General features: G+C 74.9%; 12 protein-coding genes, 1 tRNA gene and 1 pseudogene. 6 read left to right on the top strand and 8 right to left on the bottom strand.

What is annotated here, in order from left to right:
* Positions 1 to 257: 257 nt before the first annotated feature.
* The 8 genes and pseudogenes from AB0O36_RS31310 to AB0O36_RS31345 all read right to left on the bottom strand — a co-directional run bounded on the left by AB0O36_RS31310 (position 258) and on the right by AB0O36_RS31345 (position 9,104).
* Positions 258 to 776: a hydrogenase maturation protease gene (locus AB0O36_RS31310; RefSeq protein ID WP_365116020.1), complete on the bottom strand. Its 519-nt coding sequence runs from the start codon at positions 774 to 776 to the stop codon at positions 258 to 260.
* The gene (locus tag AB0O36_RS31315) at positions 773 to 2,239 is read right to left on the bottom strand and encodes a hypothetical protein (RefSeq protein ID WP_365116021.1); all 1,467 of its coding nucleotides are present in this window, start codon (positions 2,237 to 2,239) and stop codon (positions 773 to 775) included. Before AB0O36_RS31315 ends, AB0O36_RS31310 begins: the two co-directional genes overlap by 4 nt.
* Positions 2,240 to 2,448: 209 nt before the next feature.
* A pseudogene (locus AB0O36_RS31320) lies at positions 2,449 to 3,084 on the bottom strand (DUF6084 family protein); the annotation flags it as partial.
* Positions 3,081 to 3,785 (bottom strand): DUF5947 family protein, encoded by a 705-nt coding sequence (locus AB0O36_RS31325; RefSeq protein ID WP_365116022.1) that lies wholly within the window; start codon positions 3,783 to 3,785, stop codon positions 3,081 to 3,083. The pseudogene AB0O36_RS31320 and the gene AB0O36_RS31325, both read right to left, overlap by 4 nt.
* Positions 3,782 to 4,354 carry a hypothetical protein gene (locus tag AB0O36_RS31330; protein WP_365116023.1) on the bottom strand — a complete coding sequence of 191 codons (573 nt, stop codon included), beginning with the start codon at positions 4,352 to 4,354 and terminating at the stop codon, positions 3,782 to 3,784. Before AB0O36_RS31330 ends, AB0O36_RS31325 begins: the two co-directional genes overlap by 4 nt.
* A complete protein-coding gene (locus AB0O36_RS31335) occupies positions 4,351 to 6,135 on the bottom strand; it encodes a nickel-dependent hydrogenase large subunit (protein ID WP_365116024.1) in 1,785 nt (594 codons plus the stop codon). The genes AB0O36_RS31330 and AB0O36_RS31335 overlap by 4 nt, the downstream gene beginning before the upstream one ends.
* Before the next feature lie 127 nt (positions 6,136 to 6,262).
* A complete protein-coding gene (locus tag AB0O36_RS31340; protein ID WP_365116025.1) occupies positions 6,263 to 7,318 on the bottom strand; it encodes a hydrogenase expression protein HypE in 1,056 nt (351 codons plus the stop codon).
* An 88-nt stretch (positions 7,319 to 7,406) separates the two neighbouring features.
* Entirely contained in the window at positions 7,407 to 9,104 is a 1,698-nt protein-coding gene (locus tag AB0O36_RS31345; RefSeq protein ID WP_365116026.1) for an enoyl-CoA hydratase-related protein, read from the bottom strand.
* Between the two features lie 825 nt (positions 9,105 to 9,929).
* Here AB0O36_RS31345 and AB0O36_RS31350 point away from each other — a divergent pair.
* The 6 genes from AB0O36_RS31350 (at position 9,930) to AB0O36_RS31375 (ending at position 19,453) form a co-directional block, all read left to right on the top strand.
* A complete protein-coding gene (locus AB0O36_RS31350) occupies positions 9,930 to 10,301 on the top strand; it encodes a hypothetical protein (RefSeq protein ID WP_365116027.1) in 372 nt (123 codons plus the stop codon).
* Positions 10,302 to 10,407: 106 nt separating this feature from the next.
* Positions 10,408 to 10,481: transfer RNA gene (locus AB0O36_RS31355), tRNA-Gly, on the top strand.
* A gap of 3 nt (positions 10,482 to 10,484) precedes the next feature.
* The gene (locus tag AB0O36_RS31360; RefSeq protein ID WP_365116028.1) at positions 10,485 to 12,986 is read left to right on the top strand and encodes a hypothetical protein; all 2,502 of its coding nucleotides are present in this window, start codon (positions 10,485 to 10,487) and stop codon (positions 12,984 to 12,986) included.
* Positions 12,987 to 13,158: 172 nt separating this feature from the next.
* On the top strand, positions 13,159 to 13,704 hold the full coding sequence (locus AB0O36_RS31365) for a hypothetical protein (protein ID WP_365116029.1): 546 nt from the start codon (positions 13,159 to 13,161) through the stop codon (positions 13,702 to 13,704).
* A gap of 248 nt (positions 13,705 to 13,952) precedes the next feature.
* Positions 13,953 to 17,969, top strand: a complete 4,017-nt coding sequence (locus tag AB0O36_RS31370; protein ID WP_365116088.1) for a Pls/PosA family non-ribosomal peptide synthetase — start codon at positions 13,953 to 13,955, stop codon at positions 17,967 to 17,969.
* A 149-nt stretch (positions 17,970 to 18,118) separates the two neighbouring features.
* The gene (locus AB0O36_RS31375; RefSeq protein ID WP_365116030.1) at positions 18,119 to 19,453 is read left to right on the top strand and encodes a M1 family metallopeptidase; all 1,335 of its coding nucleotides are present in this window, start codon (positions 18,119 to 18,121) and stop codon (positions 19,451 to 19,453) included.
* The last annotated feature ends 29 nt before the right edge of the window (positions 19,454 to 19,482 follow it).

Genomic DNA, 19,482 nt, shown 5'->3' on the forward strand with positions numbered 1-19,482 from the left:
ACCATCGCGGTCGACGACGGCATCGCCATGGGCCACGCCGGCATGCTCTACTCCCGCCACGGGGGGTGCGGGGCCGTAGGGGCGGGTCAGATCCTGCGGATGTGCAGGTACCGCCTGATGTCGGGCAGCACCATCACCATGACGGCGGCTGCGACGGCGGCGAGGAACGCCCCGCCGGCGGCTGATTTGGTCATGCGCATCTCCTCGGTTCAGCGGTTGCGGAGTTCAGCGGTTTCGGAGTTCAGCGGTCGCGGAGTTCAGCTGTTGCGGAGTTCAGCGGTACCGATCAGGTCCAGGACCATCCGTACGGCCTCCGGCACGGCGGCGGCCACCGGGCCGCTGAGCCCGATGCCCTCCTCCACGCGGGCCGGTTCGCAGCCCAGGACGAGGACCCGCCGCGGCGGGGTCCCGCCCGTGCCCGCGCACAGCGTGCCGAGCAGGGCGAGCACCGTGTCGGGGGTCATGTGGTGGCCGTCGAGCACCGGCGCCCCGCCGGGGCCGCCCGGGGCCGCGGGCGGCGGTCCGCCGGCCGGGTCCGCATCGATCAGGTACAGGGTGCCGGGCGCGCCGCCGCGGGCGGTGGCGTCGACCAGGACCACGGTGTCGTACCCGTCGAGCATCTGGTACGCGAGGTGGACGCCGCGCACGCCGAAGTCCACCGCCTCGGTCCCCTCGGGCAGTGGGTGCCGGGACAGTTCGCGCACCGCCTCCACGCCGAACCCGTCGTCGCCGAGGAAGACGTTCCCGATGCCCGCGACCAGGGTTCCACCGCTCACCGAGCCTCCTCCAGGGGGGTGACCTCGTCCGGCTTGAAGTACAGGAAGCGGCCCTGCTCGCGGCGGATGTCGGCGCCCGGGTCGCCCTCCACGGTGACCGCGAGGTGCACCTCCCCGTCCACGTCGTGCAGTAGCGCCTCCACCAGCGCGGTCCGGTCCCGGAGGAACAGGTCCTGGGCGTCGGTGCGCCGGGCTCCGGGCCGCAGCCGCACCCGGCTGCCCGCGCCCACCGGGACGCCGTCGAGGTGGATCCACTCCGGCGGCGGGGGCCCCGCGTCCGACCCGGCGGGATCCCACCAGGGCGACTCGGGCCGGAACAGGGCGCCCTCCTCGCCGGATTCCGCCTGCGGGCCGGACGCGGCCCCCGCTCCGGACGCCGGCTGCCCGGTGATCTCGCGCAGGGACCGCACCGCGCCGTGCAGCCGGTCCAGGACCTCCGCGGGCAGCGAGTCGGCGAGGTCGATCACGGCGGCGGCCCGGTCGTCCGTGCCGCGCGCCTCCCGCTTCTCCTCGTCGGTCAGGGCCGCGGTGCGCAGGGCCAGGATCTCGTCGATCTCGAGGGCGTCGTACATGGCGCCGGCGCTCTCGGGCGCGATCGCGGGATGGTCCTCCAGGATGATCGGGGAGGACAGCACCACGTCGGTCCGGCCGGGCCCGCCGGCCAGCACCGGCCAGGTGTGCCGGTTCCCGCACGCGGCCACTTCGTGCCGGGCCCACTCCGGGGGGTCCGTCATCGACAGGAAGGCCCCGGCGCTCAGGCCGAGCAGCAGGTGCGCCGCGACCAGCGACCGGGGCAGGGCCGCGTCCCGGTCGGCGGCCTCGATGCCGTCCTCCGGCTGCCAGCCGCTGGTGTTCTCCACGACGGCGGTGAGCCGGAACGCCCGGTAGGGGACGTCGAGTTCGTCTGCGTGCAGCCGGACCGTGCCGTGTACGGGTGCGCTCCGACGGACGAGCCGTCCCACGGTCCGGCCGGCCTCGTCGAGCACGTGCTCGGTCTCCTCCCGGGCGGGCCGGGAGAAGGGGAAGACCAGCCCGTCGCCGGTGAGCCCGGCCACCGGTAGCCGGAACTCCACCCGTTCCTCGGCGGCCTCGTCCCAGGGGACCAGGACCCGGTCGGCCAGGTGGAGGGCGTCGGTGTCGGAGAATCCGCCGGGTCCGGCCCGCTGGACGGTACGCCGCATCGCGTGCAGGAAGCGCAGCTCGACGGCGAGTTCGGCGGCACCCCGCGGCTCCATCAGCAGCTGGGTCTGCGCGGCCGAATGCTCGCCGTGCGCGGGCCCCCAGGCGGGCGGGACGAGGACGCCGAACTGCCAGCGCAGCCGGTTCTTGGCGGCCGAAGCACGGTAGGGGTAGAGGACGTAGCCCTCGAACAGGACGGCGTCGGCGACCTGCCGGGCATGGACGAAGGGATCCCCGCCCGCCGTGCCGGACAGACCGGCCGGCGGAGCCTGGGTGGTGGTCATCGCGGCGGCCTCCCACCGGAACGGGACAACAGGGCACCCGGCCGCACCGGGACGGATCCGGCCGGGGGCGGCGGGGCGGCCGCCCCGGAGGCTCCGGGCGCCCCGGAAGCCCCGGCCGCCCCGGAAGAGCGGGCCGCAGGTTCATCGCCCGCACACGCATCGCCCGCACACGCATCGCCCGCACAGGCACCGCCCGCGGACCCGGCGTCCGGATCCGCGCCGCCGGCCGCCGCCAGCAGGGACGCCACCGTCGCCTCCCAGGACGCGAGCGCGTGCCGGGACCGGTAGGCGAGCAGTGCGTCCATCGATTCGCGGGGCAGCCGCAGCCAGCCGCAGCCCGGGAAGTGCTGCTCCATCATCTCCCGCCACACGGCCACCGGGAGGCGCACCGGGGCCTCGCGGTCCCAGGCCACCGGGGCCACCCGGAAACCCCCGGCCCCGGTGAACGCCGTACCGGAGAAGAGCAGGAGCAGCGGTGCCTCGCCCTCGCGGAGCGCCGCGAAGTAGCGGGTGGCCGCGATGTCCATGTCGTACGTGCACGGCACCGGCAGGTCGACCTCGGTGGAGCCGGTGAAGGAGGGCACCATCAGCGACACCTGGGCGAACTGCACCGGGTGGAGGGTGCTGTGCCAGCGGGAGCGTTCGCCGAACAGGTCGGTGAGCCCGGCCGCCTCCTCGGTCCCGTAGCCGCGCCGGGCGGGTTCGATGCGCAGCTGGCAGCGGAGCGCCAGGGCGTGCACCCGGGTGTCCGGGGCCGCGGTGATCCGCAGCCGGAACACCAGGGTGGGGCCCGCGGCGTACGGGTCGGCGCGTACGCCCGTGCAGGAGAAGTCGAGGTCGGTCACGGCCGCACCACCCCGCCGCCGGAGACCGTGCGCACGGTCGCGGCGGCCTGCCCGCCGTCCAGGGGACGGGCCCGCCGCTCGACCTCGGCGAAGAACTCCCGCAGCGCGGCCCGTGCCTCGGCCCCGCCGTCGAAGCCCTGCCAGAGCAGCCGCATCCGCCCCACCAGGCGGTAGCAGACGTCGATCGGCACCAGGTGGCAGCCGGTGCGGCCGTCCTCCCGGTGCACGAGCAGCGCCTCGACGTCCGGGCTCAGCATGCCTGCCAGCGGGGTGGCCTCCAGCACCGTCTGCCACAGCCCGGGGTCCAGTTCGCTCTCGGTGGCGCCGGCCGGGCTGGGGTAGAGGGCGACGAGCCGGTCGAGGGCGGCGTTGCGGAAGAAGAACGCCACCCCGACGGGGATCTGGAGCCGGTCCCAGGCGGACGCGTCGAGCCGGTGCGCGGGATCGGACAGGTACCGGTCCGGGACGGCCCGGAACCGCCCGGTGGCGGCCCCGGGCCGGTCGAAGAGCATCGCGCAGGCGGGGCAGGCGCAGACCAGGGTCCGCCGCTCGACCTCGACCAGGTGGCGGTGCCCGTCCCCGGACACGTCCGTCCCGCACAGCTCGCACCGTTCGGGGCGCGGCGGCCGCGGCCCGGCGAACCGGCGCAGTCCGCGCGGCCGCCGGGCCGGGGCGGCCGCCCCCGGCGCGGGGGCGCTCACCGCGCCCGGGCCGGGGCCGCGGCCGGCGGCCGGCTGCCGATCTGGAGCAGCGGCCGGGCGGGCGCGGCCGGTTCCAGCTCCACCGAGGCCACCTCGGGCACCAGCGCCGCGAAGGAGTCCTCCAGCGCCCGTACGTCGGGCCCGCCGCAGCCGCACCCGCCGCCCGCGCCGGCGGACTCCGCGGGGCGCAGCCGCACGGCACCGGTGTCCGGGTCGAAGGCGACCAGCTCCACCGGCTGCGGGGCCGCCGCCAGCACCCGGCCGATGCGCGCGCGCACGTCCTCCGGGTGCAGGTCGTGCAGGGCCAGCAGGCTCCCCACCAGCACGTCGTCGAGCAGCGGGGTGAGGCGGGCCGGTTCCAGGCCGGCCGTCAGCCGGGCCAGCCCGGCCCCGTAGAACTCCATCAGGACCCGGACGAGTTCCTCGGCGGCCGCGCAGGCCGCCCGGTCGCCGGTCGCGGCCAGCCCGTCCAGGACCTCCTCGACCCGCCGGCCCGCCTCGGCGGCGTCGGCGGGCCGGGAACCCCGTGCTCCGGCCGCGACCGGGACCCCGGCGGCGGTCGCGCTCATCCGCCCAGTCCGCTCAGCCCGGTGGGCACGTGCATCTGCTTGACGGTCTTGCCGCTGCCGACGTACATGTGCACACCGCAGGGCAGGCAGGGGTCGAAGCTGCGCACGGCCCGCATGATGTCGATGCCCTTGAAGTTCTCCGGGGAGTTCTCCTCGAAGATCGGCGTGTTCTGCACCGCGTCCTCGTACGGTCCCGGGGTGCCGTAGGAGTCGCGCACGCTGGCGTTCCACGGGGTCGGCGGGTACGGGTGGTAGTTGGCGATCTTGCCCTCGCGGATCACCATGTGGTGCGAGAGCACGCCGCGCACCGCCTCGGTGAACCCGCAGCCGATGGACTCGTCCGGCACCTCGAACTTCTCCCAGGTCTGGGTGCGTCCGGCCCGGACCTCGGCGAGCCCCTGCTCGGCGCAGTGCAGCGCGATGCCGGCCGCGTACGCCTGGAAGTACGTCCGGGCGCGGTTGCGCTCCAGGGCGTTGCTCCACTTGGGGATCCGCCACTCGAAGGTGGTCTCCGGCTTGGTCATGGTGCGCGGCAGGTTGATGACCACGCTGTGCCCGGTGGCCTTGACGTACCCGACGTCGACCAGGCCGGACAGGGCCGTGGACCACAGGCGGGCGAGGGGGCCGCCGCCGGTGTCCAGGGCCAGGTGGTCCTTGCCGTCGAACCAGCGGGGGGACATCACCCAGCTGTACTTGTCGTCGAAGTTCCGCTTCTGCGGGGCCGGGATGGTGTGCTGGTTCCACGGGTGGCGCGGGTCCACCGGGTTCCCGAGCGGGTCGTGCGTGACGAACTGCTCCTGTCCGGCCCAGTCCTCGTAGTACGAGCTGCCCAGCAGGATCCGGATGCCGAGGTTGATCTCGGTGAGGTCGTTGGTGACCAGCTTGCCGTCCACCACCACGCCCGGGGTGACGAACATCTTCCGTCCCCAGTCGGTCATGTTGGCGTAGGTGAAGTCGCAGTGCTCGGGGTCGTTGAGGGCGCCCCAGCAGCCCAGCATGACCCGGCGGCGGCCGACCTCCTCGTACCCGGGCAGGGCCTCGTAGAAGAAGTCGAACAGGTCGTCGTGGAGCGGCACCACCCGCTTCATGAACTCCACGTACCGCATCAGCCGGCTCATGTAGTCGGTGAACAGCTGCACGGACGCGACGGTGCCCACACCGCCCGGGTAGAGCGTGGAGGGGTGCACGTGGCGCCCCTCCATCAGGCAGAACATCTCCCGCGTGTAGCGGCTGACCTGGAGCGCCTCGCGGTAGAACTCGCCCTCGATGGGGTTGAGGGAGCGCATGATGTCGGCGATGGTGCGGTAGCCGTGGTCGGCGGCGTGCGGGGCCTCGGTGCGCTCGGCGAGCTCCAGCACGCCCGGGTTGGTCTCCCGGACCATCTTCTCGCAGTAGTCGACCCCGACCAGGTTCTCCTGGAAGATGTTGTGGTCGAACATGTACTCGGCCGACTCGCCGAGGTTGATGATCCACTCGCCGAGGTGCGGGGGCTTCACCCCGTAGGCCATGTTCTGCGCGTACACCGAACAGGTCGAGTGGTTGTCCCCGCAGATGCCGCAGATCCGGCTGGTGATGAAGTGCGCGTCCCGCGGGTCCTTGCCCCGCATGAACACGCTGTAGCCGCGGAAGACCGACGAGGTGCTGTAGCACTCGGCGACCCGCTTCTGCTTGAAGTCGATCTTCGTGTGGATGCCGAGACTGCCCACGATCCGGGTGATCGGATCCCAGGACATCTCCACCAGGCCACTGCCGTCACCGGCCGCCTTCGTGTTCGCTGCCATCGTGTCTGCCGTGACCCTTCCTGTTAAGGGGAAGTGAGGGGGTGGGGGAAGCGGGAGGAACGGGGGTGGCCGGAGGTGCGGAGGCGGCCGGAGGAGCGTGCGGACCTGCGGGTGCGGGCCGGGGAGGTCACCACGGCGGCCGGTAGCCGGTGGTGATCTTCGTGCCGGTCCGGCGCCACTTGGGCTCCTCGTCCACCGTGTGGGCGGTGATCGCCCGGAGCTTGCGGATCACCGCGCCGTACGCGCCGCTGGCCGTGGCGGACACCTTCGCGCCGGGCGGCTCGTCCATGAACGGCATGAACTTGTCCGGGAAGCCGGGCATGGTGCAGGCGATGCAGATGCCGCCCACGTTCGGGCAGCCGCCCACTCCGTTGATCCAGCCCCGCTTGGGCACGTTGCACTTCACGACCGGACCCCAGCAGCCCATCTTGACCAGGCACTTGGGGGAGTCGTAGGTGTGCGCGAACTGGCCCTGCTCGTAGTAGCCGGCCCGGTCGCAGCCCTCGTGCACGGTGGCGCCGAACAGCCAGGTCGGACGCAGCTTGTCGTCGAGCGGGATCATCGGGGCCGAGCCGGCCGCCTGGTAGAGCAGGTAGGTGAGCGTCTCGGCGAAGTTGTCGGGCTGGATGGGGCAGCCCGGCACGCACACGATCGGGATCCCGGCCTGGGACTTCCAGTTCCAGCCCAGGTAGTCGGGCACGCCCATGGCACCGGTCGGGTTGCCCTCCATGGCGTGGATGCCGCCGTACGTCGCACAGGTGCCGATGGCGACGACGGCGAGGGCCTTCGGCGCCAGCCGGTCGATCCACTCGCTGGTGGTGATCGGCTGTCCTGTCTGCGGGTCGTCGCCGAAACCGCACCAGTAGCCCTCGCGCTTGATCTGCTCGTTGGGGACGGACCCCTCGACGACCAGCACGAACGGATCGATCTCGCCGCGCTCGCCCTTGAAGAACCACTCGATGAACGTGTCGGCGCCGCCCACCGGCCCGCACTCGAAGTCGATCAGGGGCCAGTGCACCTGGATCTTCGGCAGGCCCGGCAGGGCGCCTGTCACGATCTCCTCGATGCTGGGCTGCATGGCCGCCGTAAGGGCGACGGAGTCCCCGTCGCAGCTCAGGCCGGCATTGATCCAGAGGATGTGGATCGGGGGGTCGTCCGCCGCGACCGCGGGGCTGGCGTTCATGCGGATGCCTCCTCGGGGAGGTGGTCGGGGAGGGGCCGGTGCACGGCCCCACCCTTCTTGCTAGCAGGGGGTGCGGGGACGTGCGCGCTCATGTTCGGCCGGTCCGGTGATCACGCTGCGTGAGGTGCGGCGGGGTGGCGGTCAGGGGCTCCTTGTGGACGAAGGCCCGGCGCAGTGCGTGGTAGGGCGCGGCGGGGTCGTCGAACACGGCCCGCATCCGGGCGAGCTCGGCCGCGCGGTACGCGGCGAGCGGCCGCTCCGCCTCGTCCCGCTCGCGCCGTTCCTTCTTCGCGCCGATCCGGGCCTGGGTCCGGGGCAGGGCGGCCAGGCGGACGGCCAGGCGGGCCGTCTCCCCGGCGAAGGCGTCGGGGGAGCAGCCGATCGTACGGTCGGCCAGGCCGGCCCGGACCGCGGCGGCCGCCCCCATCGGAAGCGCCTGGGCCATCAGCCGCTCCGAGGCCGCGGCGCCCGCCCGGCGCGGCAGGGTGTACGTCCAGTACTCCGAGCCGTACAGGCCCATCAGCCGGTAGTGCGGGTTGAGGACCGTGCCGGCCCGGCACCAGACCTCGTCGGCGGCCAGGGCCAGCATCGCGCCGCCGGCCGCCGCGTTGCCGCCCAGCGCGGCGACGACCAGCCGGTCGGTGGTGGTCAGCACCGCTTCCACCAGGTCGTCCATCGCGTTGATGTTGGCCCAGGACTCGGCCGCGGGATCCGCCGCGGCCTCGATGACGCCGAGGTGGATGCCGTTGGAGAAGAAGTCGCGGCCGCCGCCGAGGACCAGGACCGAGGTGGGGCGGGTGCACGCGGTCCGGTAGGCGTCCAGCAGCCGCCGGCAGCGGTCGGTGCTCATGGCGCCGCCGGGGAACGCGAAGCTCAGGAAGCCGACCGGGCCCTCCTCGTGGTAGCCGACGTCCGACCAGGTGCCGGGCCGGCCGGCCGGCCCCGGCGGGGCCGGTACCTCCGGGAGGTCCGGCAGCCGCTCGCCGAGGGCCAGCGTGGCCGGCAGCCGTACCGGGGCGGGCCCGGAGGGGACGCGTACGGCCCGCAGCTCGGGGATCCACACCGCCCCGTCCGCGGTGGCCCGGCAGACCGCCCCGGCCCGGGTGGCCAGCAGGTCGCCGGGCGTACCGCGCAGCCGCTCCTCCGGGTACCCGCCGTGCAGGTACCACTCGGCGCCCAGCAGTTCGTCCCGTACGCCGGGCAGGGAGTCGGCGGCGCGCAGCCGGGACAGCACCCGGGCGGTGGAGTCCCGCGCCCAGTCGATGCGGCGGTCGGCCTGCCGCACCGGCGGCCGCGCCGCGGCCGGTCCCTGGGGGAGGGGTGCGTACGTCCCGGACGTGAAACGCTCCACGGCGAGGAGGACGGCCTCCAGGGCGGCGTCGGCGATCTCGCCCCGGTACAGCGAGCTCTTGCCGACCTCCGGCACCTCGCACTCCGCGGCCGCCCACACGTCCCCGGCGTCCATCTCGGCGTTCGCCTGCAGCACGGTCACCCCCCAGCGGGCGGCGCCGTCGTGCAGGGCGTGGTCCAGGGAGGACGGGCCCCGGTCGCCGGGCGGGCCGGGGTGCACGATCAGGCAGGTGCGCCGCGACCAGACCTCCTCGGGCAGCGCGGTCCGCAGCATCGGCGCCACGACCAGGTCGGGGTCATGGCGGTCGACGGCGCCGGCGAGGGACGCCCCGGGCACGGCGAGCTCCACGGACACCCGGTGGCCGTGGTCGCGGAGCTCGGTGTGGACGCGCTGGGTCAGGCTGTTGAAGGCACTCGCGACGAGCAGGATGTGCACGTGGTCTCCGGCGTTCGGGGCGGGGGTCGGTGGGCACGGGCACCGGCGGACGGGCCGCGCGACGCGCCGCCGCGCGGCACCACCCGACCGGCCGCGCGCCACCGCCGAGGTGGCGGATGCGCCCGGCCGGCGGGGGCGAGCGCGCTCCCGCGGAAGCGGCGGGTACGCCCCCGCCGGCGCGGCGGGTACCCACTGCCACGGCGGAGGTGCGTGCCGCCGACGACGTGAGCGCACCCGGCGTCCGTGAACCGTGACCGCGCCCCGTGCGGGACCGGCCGCCAGCGATGATCCGGGACACCGCCGCGCGCCGCGGCTCCGCCGGGCAGCGGGGTCACCCGAAAGCGGTCCCGCCCAGGGCCGGTCGGCGGGCGCACGCGGGACCGGCCGCCCGCGGCCCGGACGCGACCCGCGCTCCGGCGGGTTCCCCGGCCCCTGTACCGGGGCCGGTCCCGGTCGCCTGCGGGCCTGTCTTCCGGAGGTTCGGCGAGTCCGCCGGTCACGGCTCGTCAGGACCGGCCGCCCGGGTCGCCCGGGCACGCCCCGGGGCGCGGCACCGGTTCCGGGAAGCGCAGGGCCGGTCCGGGAGCTCCCCGGACGGCTCGGGGCGCCCCGGCCCCGACGGTGGGGCCGGACCCCGGGCCCGGTGCCTTCCGTGCGTGTGGTGGGATGAGGTCGCCCGGGGTGCTGACCGGTGAGCACGGCCTCGCCTTCTCCGAGATCCGGCTCGTGCTGCCGGGGTCCTGACCGGCTCCCCTCCGGTGCGTGCCGCGGGCGGGTGTGCCGGCAGGCGGGTGTGGCGGGGCGTGGGGCGGGCAGGTGCCCGGTATGGCCTTTCAGCACCCGGCGAAGCGGCGGGACGACGGCCGTGGTGGGCGGTTCGAGCGCCTCGCCGAGCTGGCCTCGAACTTCACCAGCTCCGCCCTGTTCTCCTGCTTCTGCGTGGCCCTGGTCGCCGCGTTCGTGACCGTGCACGTCCTCGGCCTGCCCGTCGAGTGGCAGCACCTCGTGGGCGATGCGATGGGTGCGGTCTCCCTGCTCCTGCTCGCCCTGCTCAAGAACGCCGAACGCCGTGCCGAACACGCGATCCAGCGCAAGCTCGACGCGATCGCCAGGGCATTGCTGGAGGAGGGGCAGGGCCGCCCGGACGGGGCGCGCAAGGACCTGGAAGACGCCATCGGCATGGAGGAGGAGCTCTAGGGCCTGTCCGGCGGACCATGGCCGGGGCCGCGGCGTGCCCGCTGCCGGTGCAGCGCAATTCGATTGCCGGGCCCGGGGGATGACGCCTAGGGTCGTCCACATCGAACGGCGTGTAGCTCAGTCAGTCAGAGCACCGGGCTTCCTACCCGGGGGGCGCAGGGGCAGATCCTGCCACGCCGGCTTATGAACGAGAACGCTGACCAGCAGCCCCAGACGACCCCCGGCCGTCCCGCCGGGACGACGCCCGTGACCGCGCAGGCCGGCCTCGCCACCACCACTGCAACCCCCGCCACCGTCTCTGCGTCGTACGCCGCAGGCCAGTTGGCGCGTGCGCTGCGCACCTCCGAGTCGCACGCCGACCAGGCCACCCGCGACCGCGCACACGGCCGGATGCAGAAGTGGCGTGCGGTGCTCGCCGGCATGGCGGACGGCAGTCTGACCATCGGTTCGCGCACTCCGGTCGCCGGACTGCCCGCCTGGGTCACCCCCGAGGTCGTCCGCGGCGGCTTCGCCACCGGGACGCCCGCTGCCGGCGGACCCCTCGCCCCGCACGAGGCGGAGGCCGCCCGCCGGGCCGGCGTCCCCGCCGACCGGGCCGCGCTGTTCGCGCACGCACTGACCGAGCAGGGCCTCGCGGAGCTGTGGCGGCTGCTGGACACCGGCCGCTACGAGGTGTCCCTGCCCGAGGAGGCGGCCCTGCTGACCGTCGCCTGGCTCGTCCGGGCCGACGACTTCGACACGGCCGCGGCCCTCGTGACGGAGCTTCAGCCGTTCGCCGACCGGCTGCGCTTCCTGCCCCGCCCCACCGACCGGCCCGCTCCCGACGCGAGCGCCGTGCACCGGCGCAGCGTCGGCGAGGTCTCGGACGCGCTGCGCGCCCGCGGTCCCAAGGCCGCGATCGAGACCCAGCGGGAAGCACTGGCCGTCTGGCGTCCCTTCGACGACGAACTGCTCGGCTTCTGGCTGGAGCACGGCGACGGCACCGGCGACGGCACCGGCGTCGACGCCGGTGCGGCCGGGCAGGTGAGTGCGGGCCGGTCCGAAGCGGCGCGCCCGTCCGAAGCCGTGCGTCCGTCCGCCCCTGCGCGCCCCGCCGGCCCGCGGGCCGGCGCGGACGCGCGCGTGCGCGCCGGCGCCCTGCTGGAGCGCTACCGCGTCCTCGCGGACACCCACACCCGGTGCCGCAAGCACCGCGACCCGAAGTCCAACGCCGGGATCATGCTGCGCGCCCTGGAGGAGACCGCCGCGGGCCGACCGCTCGCGCCCCGGCTCGCCGGGCTGCTGCGCCAGGCCGTGACCTCGATGGTCGCCAAGCGCGGCCTGCCCGGCTCGGACCGGCACGCGCGGCTGCGCGCCGTGCAGGCCCGCCAGGCGGCCCTGCCCGCGCACCACGAGATCGCCGCCGTCGTGGTGGACCGGCTCGGAGAGCTGGACCAGCGGGCCGGCACGCCCGACGTCGACGGCCCGCTCGCACCGGTCACGGAGGCGGAGGCCGCAGGGACGGGCCTGCCCGCGGGGACCGCCGTCCCGGCGCGCCTGCGCCAGGTGGTCCGCACCTCGCTCAGCGCCCCGCCGGAGGAACTGGTCGCGCGCGGCCTGGTCCCGTCCGCGGAGGTGCTGGCCGAACTCGTCCCGCAGCTCGTGGCCAACGCCACGGCGCAGCGCCACGCCGACCCGGCCCTGCGCACCCTGGCGGCGGCGACGTACCGGGCGTTCCGCAACCGCCGTTCGCTGCTGCTGCTCAACCTGGCGCACCAGGTGCGGGTCGACGAGCTGCCCTGGGTGCGCGCGGTCGCCGGCCACGGCAGCGACGACGGCACGGAGGCCCGGGCCCGGGCGGCGGCCGAGGCCGCGCTGCGCCGGCTCGGCGGCCTGGCCGTCGGCGCGTTCCCGGGCACGCTGCTGCCCAACCCGCTGGTGCGGGAGATGTCCCACCTGGCGCGCCGGGCCGACCTCTCGGCGCCGTTCACCGAGGAGCTCGCGGCCGACATCTTCATGGGCACGTTCAGCCCCAAGTTCCTGAACGCCGCGCGCATCGCCGCCGACCTCCTGGAGGACAGCCTCTACGCCCGCTACTACGGCATCGACTGCGCGGCCGTGCGGAACATGGCGGTGGTCCACGCCGCCGACGGCATCGGCCGGACGCACCAGGCCCGGTCGGCCCCCGCCTTCGACCGGCTGTGCGGCGAACGGGCCGGGTCGGGATCGGCCCGCTCCTGGTCGCCGGCCGCCAACGGCACCGTCATCGAGCAGGCGCAGATCCTGACCACCCACAACCTGGCGGTCCTGGTACGGCGCGCGGACATCGCCCCGGAGGCCGGCTGGGAGGCCCTGGCCGAGCAGGCATTCTCGGCGGTGTGCCGCCTGGTCGCCCGCGTCCACGGCCATCCGCGCCCGCTGGGCACCATCAAGGACGCGGCGTACGCTTGGCGGCAGATGCTGTTCTTCCTGTCGCTGTGCCCGCCCGGCCGGCAGACCGCGCTGGTGCAGCGGCTGGCGGCGGAAGCGGCCGGGCAGCCGTGGCAGACGGCCGCCCGCCTGGCCCCGGCGATCGCCGGCCTGCGCCTGGTCGCGGCCGGCGGCACCTTCGACGCCGACGGCACCGGGCTCGGCGGCCTGGCGCGCCGCTTCCAGGGCTGGACCACCACCGGCCACTGGATGCGCGTACCCGCAGCTGCCCGCTGACGGGGTCCGGGACGGGCAAGACCCGGACCCCCGGTCCCGGATGCAGGATCCCCGGACTGCGGCTGTCAAGTCCCGGGATCCGGTGGCATGACCCGCCCGGCCTCCAGGGATGCAATGGAAGTGTCATCCGGCCCGGGCCGCCGGCCCGGGAATCCCGCGAAGGAGACTTCTGATGAAGCGCGCCTCCGGAAAGCGCACCCTCACCCTGCTCACCGTCTCGGGGGCCCTGATCGGCGGGGCCGTCATCGCCCCGGCGAGCGCGTTCGCCTCGTCGGTGGAATCACCGGCGGGTGTCCATGCCACGGTCTCCGACGACGGGTCGGACCGCGACGGGTCGGACCGGCACGGACACAAGCGCAATCACAAGCCCAAGCACGAGCTGAACCTCCCCAACGGGAACACGGGCATCGCTCCTCCTCGTGACGTACCGACAGGTCCCACGGGCCCGTCCGGTGACCGCAACCGGACCGGCAACGAGAACGGGAACGGCAACGGCAACGCGAACGGCAACGGGACCGGGAACGGGAACGGGACCGGGAACGGGACCGGCGGGTTCGGGACCGAGCTGCCCGTGGATCCCCCGCAGAACGGCAACGGCAACGCGAACGGCAACGGGACCGGGAACGGGACCGGCGGGTTCGGGACCGAGCTGCCCGTGGACCCCCCACAGACCGACGCGCAGACCGACGTGCAGGGCCGCATCAAGGCCGGATTCTGATCCCGGCGCCGGGGGTGGGGTTTTCCGTCGTCCGGCCGGCTCGGGGTCGGCGGCGGATTCCCTCTGTGCACAGAAGTCACCCATCGTCACGACCCGTGTACTAAACTGGAAGGCTGTTTGGTGAGGTAACGGAACAACCCGGAGCGAACCGGGACACACCGGCACCCGGACCAGTCCGGGCCGACACGTGAGGGCCGATGGCAGCCACACCCGAGCACGGTGAACTCACTCTGACCGACGACGGCGCGATGCCGGGGGAGCCGGGGCAGGAGGAGAGCGGGAAATCCGCCCGGTTCTCCACCGGGCCCGCCGCCCGGCCGCGCACCCTCGTCGACATCTTCGACGCCTCCGTACGGGCACACCCGGACGAGCTCGCGCTGGACGACGGCACCGCCAGACTGACCTACCGGGCCCTGGCCGCCGAGGTCGAGCGGCGCCGGCGGGCCCTCGCGGCGGCCGGGATCGGCCTCGGCGACCGGGTCGGGGTACGCGTGCCGTCCGGCACGAGCGAGCTGTACGCGGCCGTCCTCGCGGTGCTCGCCGCCGGTGCCGCCTACGTACCGGTGGACGCCGAGGACCCGGACGAGCGCGCCGAGCTGGTCTTCGCCGAGGCCGGGGTGCGCGCGGTGCTCGGTGCCGGACACCGCATCGACGTAGTCGACGCGATTGACACGATCGACGCGATCGGTGTGGTCGACGCGATCGGCGGCCTCGGGACGGCCGGCCCCGCTCCTTCCTCCGCCGGCGGCCACGCCCCCGACCGGCCCGCCGACCGGATCCGCGGCCTGGCCCACGGGCGGACACCCGCCCGGGCGGCCGGCGCCGCCGCCCCCCGCCCCGACCCCGGGAACGACGCCTGGATCATCTTCACCTCGGGCTCCACCGGCAGGCCCAAGGGCGTCGCCGTCACCCACCGCAGCGCTGCCGCCTTCGTGGACGCCGAGGCCGCGCTCTTCCTCGCCGACGAGCCGATCGGACCCGGCGACCGGGTCATGGCCGGGCTGTCCGTCGCCTTCGACGCGTCCTGCGAGGAGATGTGGCTGGCCTGGCGGCACGGCGCCTGCCTGGTGCCCGTACCCCGCTCCCGGGTGCGCAGCGGCGCCGACCTCGGCCCCTGGCTGGTTGAGCAGGAGATCACCGTGGTCTCCACCGTGCCGACCCTGGCCGCGCTCTGGGAGCCCGAGGCCCTCAACGAGGTCCGGCTGCTGATCTTCGGGGGCGAGGCGTGCCCGCCCGAGCTGGGCCGCCGCCTGGTCACCGAGGGCCGCGAGGTCTGGAACACGTACGGCCCCACCGAGGCGACCGTCGTCGCCTGCGCCTCGCTGCTGACCGGGGAGGAGCCGGTCCGGATCGGCCTGCCGCTGCACGGCTGGGAACTGGCCGTGGTCGACGCGGCGGGCGAGCCGGTGCCGATGGGCGGCAGCGGCGAGCTCGTGATCGGCGGCGTGGGCCTGGCCCGCTACCTCGACCCGGCGAAGGACGCCGAGAAGTACGTGCCGCTGGAGGCCCTCGGCTGGACCCGCGCCTACCGCAGCGGCGACCTCGTCCGGGCCGAACCGGAAGGCCTGGTCTTCCTCGGCCGCGGCGACGAGCAGGTGAAGCTCGGAGGGCGCCGGATCGAACTGGGCGAGGTGGACGCGGCCCTGCAGGCGCTGCCCGGGGTGTCCGCCGCGGCCGCCGCCGTACGCACCTCGGGCGCCGGCAACCAGCTGCTCGTCGGCTACCTCGTCACCCAGCCGGACTGGGACCACGCGGCGTCCGTCGAGCGGCTGCGGGCCGCGCTGCCCGCCGCCCTGGTGCCGCTGCTCGCGCCGGTCGGCGAGCTGCCGACCCGTACCTCCGGCAAGGTGGACCGGGACGCACTGCCCTGGCCCCTGCCGGACACGCAGCCCGCCGGAGGCCCCGCGGAGCGGCTGCACGGCACCGAGGCATGGCTCGCCCGGCAGTGGCGGGAGATCCTCGGCGTGGCCGTCACCGGCGCCGACGACGACTTCTTCGCGATCGGCGGCGGCAGTCTCGCGGCCGCCCGGCTCACCACCCTGCTGCGGACCCGCTTCCCGGCCGCGGCCGTACTCGACGTCTACCAGCAGCCCACCCTGCGCAAGCTGGCCCGGCGGCTGGAGAAGTCCGCGCAGGAGGACACCGCGGCCCGGACCGTGGCACCCGTCCCCCGCCGCACCCAGGTGGCGCAGTGCCTGCTGATGCTGCCGCTGGCCACCGTGGCCGGCCTGCGCTGGACGGTGGCGGTGCTGGCGCTGGGCAACGTACTGCACCTCTTCGGCCCCTACCCGTGGGCCCCGGCCGTCTCCTGGTGGCCGGTCGCCGTCGGTGCCGCCCTGTTCTACAGCCCGCCGGGCCGGCTGGCGATCGCCGCCGGCGGCGCCCGGCTCCTGCTGCGCGGGGTGGCTCCGGGACACCACCCCCGGGGCGGGGGCGTGCACCTGCGGCTCTGGACCGCCGAACGCCTCGCCGAATGCGCCGGCGCCGCCTCGCTCACGGGCTCCTGGCTGGAGCGGTACGCGCGCGCCCTCGGGGCCAAGGTCGGGCCCGACGTGGACCTCCACTCCATGCCCCCGGTCACCGGCATGCTCAAGCTGGGCCGGGGCTGCGCCGTGGAACCCGAGGTGGACCTCTGCGGCCACTGGCTGGACGGGGACCGCCTGGTCATCGGCCCGGTCAAGGTCGGCGCGGGGGCCGTGGTCGGCACCCGCAGCGTGCTGTTCCCGGGAGCGCGGGTCGGCAAGCGGGCCGAGGTGGCCCCCGGCTCCTCGGTGACCGGGCAGATCCCGACCGGCCAGCGCTGGGCCGGGGCACCCGCGGTCAAACTCGGCCGGGCCAAGCACAACTGGCCCGCGCTGCGCCCGCCCCGGTCGCTCCACTGGCGGGCCATGTACGGGGCGACGGGGTTCTCCTTCGTGGCCCTGCCGCTGTGCGCAGGCGTGCCCGCCCTGCTGGTGCTGACCCGCTTCGTGCCCTCCGGCGCCGGACCCGCCCGGGCCCTGGGCGGGGCCCTGCTCGCCGTGGTGCCCGCCGCGCTCGCCTTCGGTCTCGCCTACGCCCTGCTGCTGATGGTCGGCGTCCGGGCGCTGAGCATCGGCCTCCGTCCGGGCAGCCACCCCACCCACAGCCGGGTCGCCTGGCAGGCGTGGACGGTCAGCCAGCTGATGGACCTGTCCCGGCAGACGCTGTTCCCGCTGTACGCGGGGCTGATCACCCCGGTGTGGCTGCGCCTGCTCGGGATGAAGATCGGGCGGGGCGCCGAGGTGTCCACGGTGCTGGCGCTGCCCAGTCTGACCACCGTCGGCGACGGAGCGTTCCTCGCCGACGACACCCTGGCCGCGCCCTGTGAACTGGGCGGCGGCTGGGTGCGGATCGGGAGCTCCGAGATCGGCCGCCGCGCCTTCCTCGGCAACTCCGGGATGACCGCACCCGGCCGTACCGTGCCGGACGGGGGACTGGTCGGCGTCCTGTCCGCCACCCCCAAGAAGGCCAAGAAGGGCAGCTCGTACCTGGGCCTGCCGCCGGTCCGGCTGCCCCGGCCGGCCGCGGCCGCCGACCCGCTGCGCACGTACGACCCGCCGGCCCGGCTGCTCTGGGCGCGCGGGGCGGTGGAGCTGTGCAGGCTCGTCCCGGTGTTCTGCTCGGCGGCACTGGCCGTGCTCGCCGTGGCCGCGCTCTGGGCGCTCGCCTCGGAGGGCGGCCCGGGCGTGTGGGTCGCGGCGGCGCTGTCCGGGGTGGTGCTGCTCGCCGCGGGTGCGGCAGCGTGCCTGGTCGCGGTGGCCGCGAAGTGGCTGCTGGTGGGCCGGCACCGGGCCGGTCAGCACCCGCTGTGGAGCGGCTTCGTGTGGCGCAACGAGCTGGCCGACACCTTCGTCGAGGTCCTGGCCGTGCCGTGGCTGGCCGGATCGCTGTCCGGTACGCCGCTGCTGGTGGTGTGGCTGCGCGCGCTGGGGGCCCGTATCGGCCGGGGAGTGTGGTGCGAGAGCTACTGGCTGCCCGAGACGGACCTGGTCGTCCTCGGTGACGCCGTCAGCGTGAACCGCGGCTGCGTGCTCCAGACACACCTCTTCCACGACCGGATCCTGCAGATGGATACTGTGGTCCTCCAGGAGGGCGCCACCCTCGGCCCGGGCGGGATCGTCCTGCCCGGGAGCACCGTCGGGGCCCGCAGTACCCTCGGCCCCGCCTCCCTCGTGATGGCGGGGGAGTCCGTCCCCGAGGACAGCCGCTGGCTGGGCAACCCCATCGAGGCGTGGCGGTCGTGAACGCACGGCCCACGGACAAGGGCGCGCCCACGGGCAAAGGCACGCCCAAGGGCACGGGCGCGCCCAAGGGCACGGGCGGGCCCGCGGGCGGGAGCCGGCCGGCCGGTACGAGGCGGCCCACGAGCACAGGGCAGGGAGCGGAAGCGGCAGTGAGCGGCCAGCAGACACCGGGGTCCGACCCCTACTTCCCGGCCAACGGCGACCCCCGGTACCACGTGCACCGGTACGAACTCGCCCTGGACTACCGGCCCGGCCCCAACCGGCTGGCCGGCACCGCCCGGCTCAGCGCCATCGCCGGGCGCCCCCTGACCGAGTTCCACCTCAACCTGGCGGAGTTCCGGATCGGCCGGGTGGCGGTCGACGGCCGCGCCCCGCACTACGTCCACCGCGGCGGCAAGCTCCGGATCCGGCCGGCCAAGCCGCTGCCCGCCGGCGCCGCCTTCACCGTGGAGGTGCACTGGTCGGGCAATCCGAAGCCGGTCCGCAGCCCCTGGGGCGGCCTCGGCTGGGAGGAGCTGACCGACGGCGCGCTGGTCGCCAGCCAGCCGGTCGGCGCCCCTTCCTGGTTCCCGTGCAACGACCGCCCCGCCGACAAGGCCGCGTACCAGATCTCGGTCAACACGCCGTCCGCCTACACCGTGGTGGCCGGCGGCCGGCTGCTCACCCGCACCACCAAGGCCAGCACGACCACCTGGGTGTACGAGCAGACCGCGCCCACCTCCAGTTATCTGGTCGGCCTGGCGGTGGGCACGTACCAGATGGTGCTGCTCGGGGACCCCGGGCTCGGCGGCGTCCCGCAGACCGCCCACGTGCCGCCGCACCTGCTGCCCGGCTTCTCCCGGGACTTCGCCCGCCAGCCGGTCATGATGCGGGTGTTCGAGGAGCTCTTCGGCCCGTACCCGTTCGGCGAGTACGCGGTGGTCATCGCCGACGAGGAACTCGACGTACCGGTGGAGGCCCAGGGACTCTCCCTGTTCGGCACCAACCACGTGGACGGCGCGCGGGGTTCGGAGCGGCTCATCGCCCACGAGCTCGCGCACCAGTGGTTCGGCAACAGCGTGACCATCGCCGACTGGCGGCACATCTGGCTCAACGAGGGCTTCGCCAAGTACGCCGAATGGCTGTGGTCCGAGCACTCGGGGGGCCGCAGCGCCCAGGAACTGGCGGTGGCGGCCCACCGGCTGCTCTCCGTCAGACCGCAGGACCTGCGGCTGGCCGACCCCGGCCGCAAGCTGATGTTCGACGACCGGCTGTACCAGCGCGGAGGGCTCGTCCTGCACGCCCTGCGCTGCGCCCTGGGCGACGCCGCGTTCTTCGTCATGCTGCGCGACTGGGCCACCGCGCACCGGCACGGCGTGGTCACCACCGCCGCCTTCACCGCCCATGTGGGCCGCTACGCGACCGAGCCGGTGGACGACCTGCTCAGGGCCTGGCTGTACGAGCCCGGACTCCCGGAACTCCCGAGGCTCCCGGTCGCCGGGTGACGCCCGGCGGAGTGGTGACACCCGGGGGA

It is taken from the genome of Streptomyces sp. NPDC089799 (genome assembly GCF_040684755.1).
Classification (GTDB): domain Bacteria; phylum Actinomycetota; class Actinomycetes; order Streptomycetales; family Streptomycetaceae; genus Streptomyces.

Coding starts and splice junctions, on each gene's coding strand:
- AB0O36_RS31315 (WP_365116021.1), bottom strand. CDS start 2,239: ATGACCACCACCCAGGCTCCGCCGGCCGGTCTGTCCGGCACGGCGGGC.
- AB0O36_RS31330 (WP_365116023.1), bottom strand. CDS start 4,354: ATGAGCGCGACCGCCGCCGGGGTCCCGGTCGCGGCCGGAGCACGGGGT.
- AB0O36_RS31335 (WP_365116024.1), bottom strand. CDS start 6,135: ATGGCAGCGAACACGAAGGCGGCCGGTGACGGCAGTGGCCTGGTGGAG.
- AB0O36_RS31340 (WP_365116025.1), bottom strand. CDS start 7,318: ATGAACGCCAGCCCCGCGGTCGCGGCGGACGACCCCCCGATCCACATC.
- AB0O36_RS31350 (WP_365116027.1), top strand. CDS start 9,930: ATGGCCTTTCAGCACCCGGCGAAGCGGCGGGACGACGGCCGTGGTGGG.
- AB0O36_RS31360 (WP_365116028.1), top strand. CDS start 10,485: ATGAACGAGAACGCTGACCAGCAGCCCCAGACGACCCCCGGCCGTCCC.
- AB0O36_RS31365 (WP_365116029.1), top strand. CDS start 13,159: ATGAAGCGCGCCTCCGGAAAGCGCACCCTCACCCTGCTCACCGTCTCG.
- AB0O36_RS31370 (WP_365116088.1), top strand. CDS start 13,953: ATGCCGGGGGAGCCGGGGCAGGAGGAGAGCGGGAAATCCGCCCGGTTC.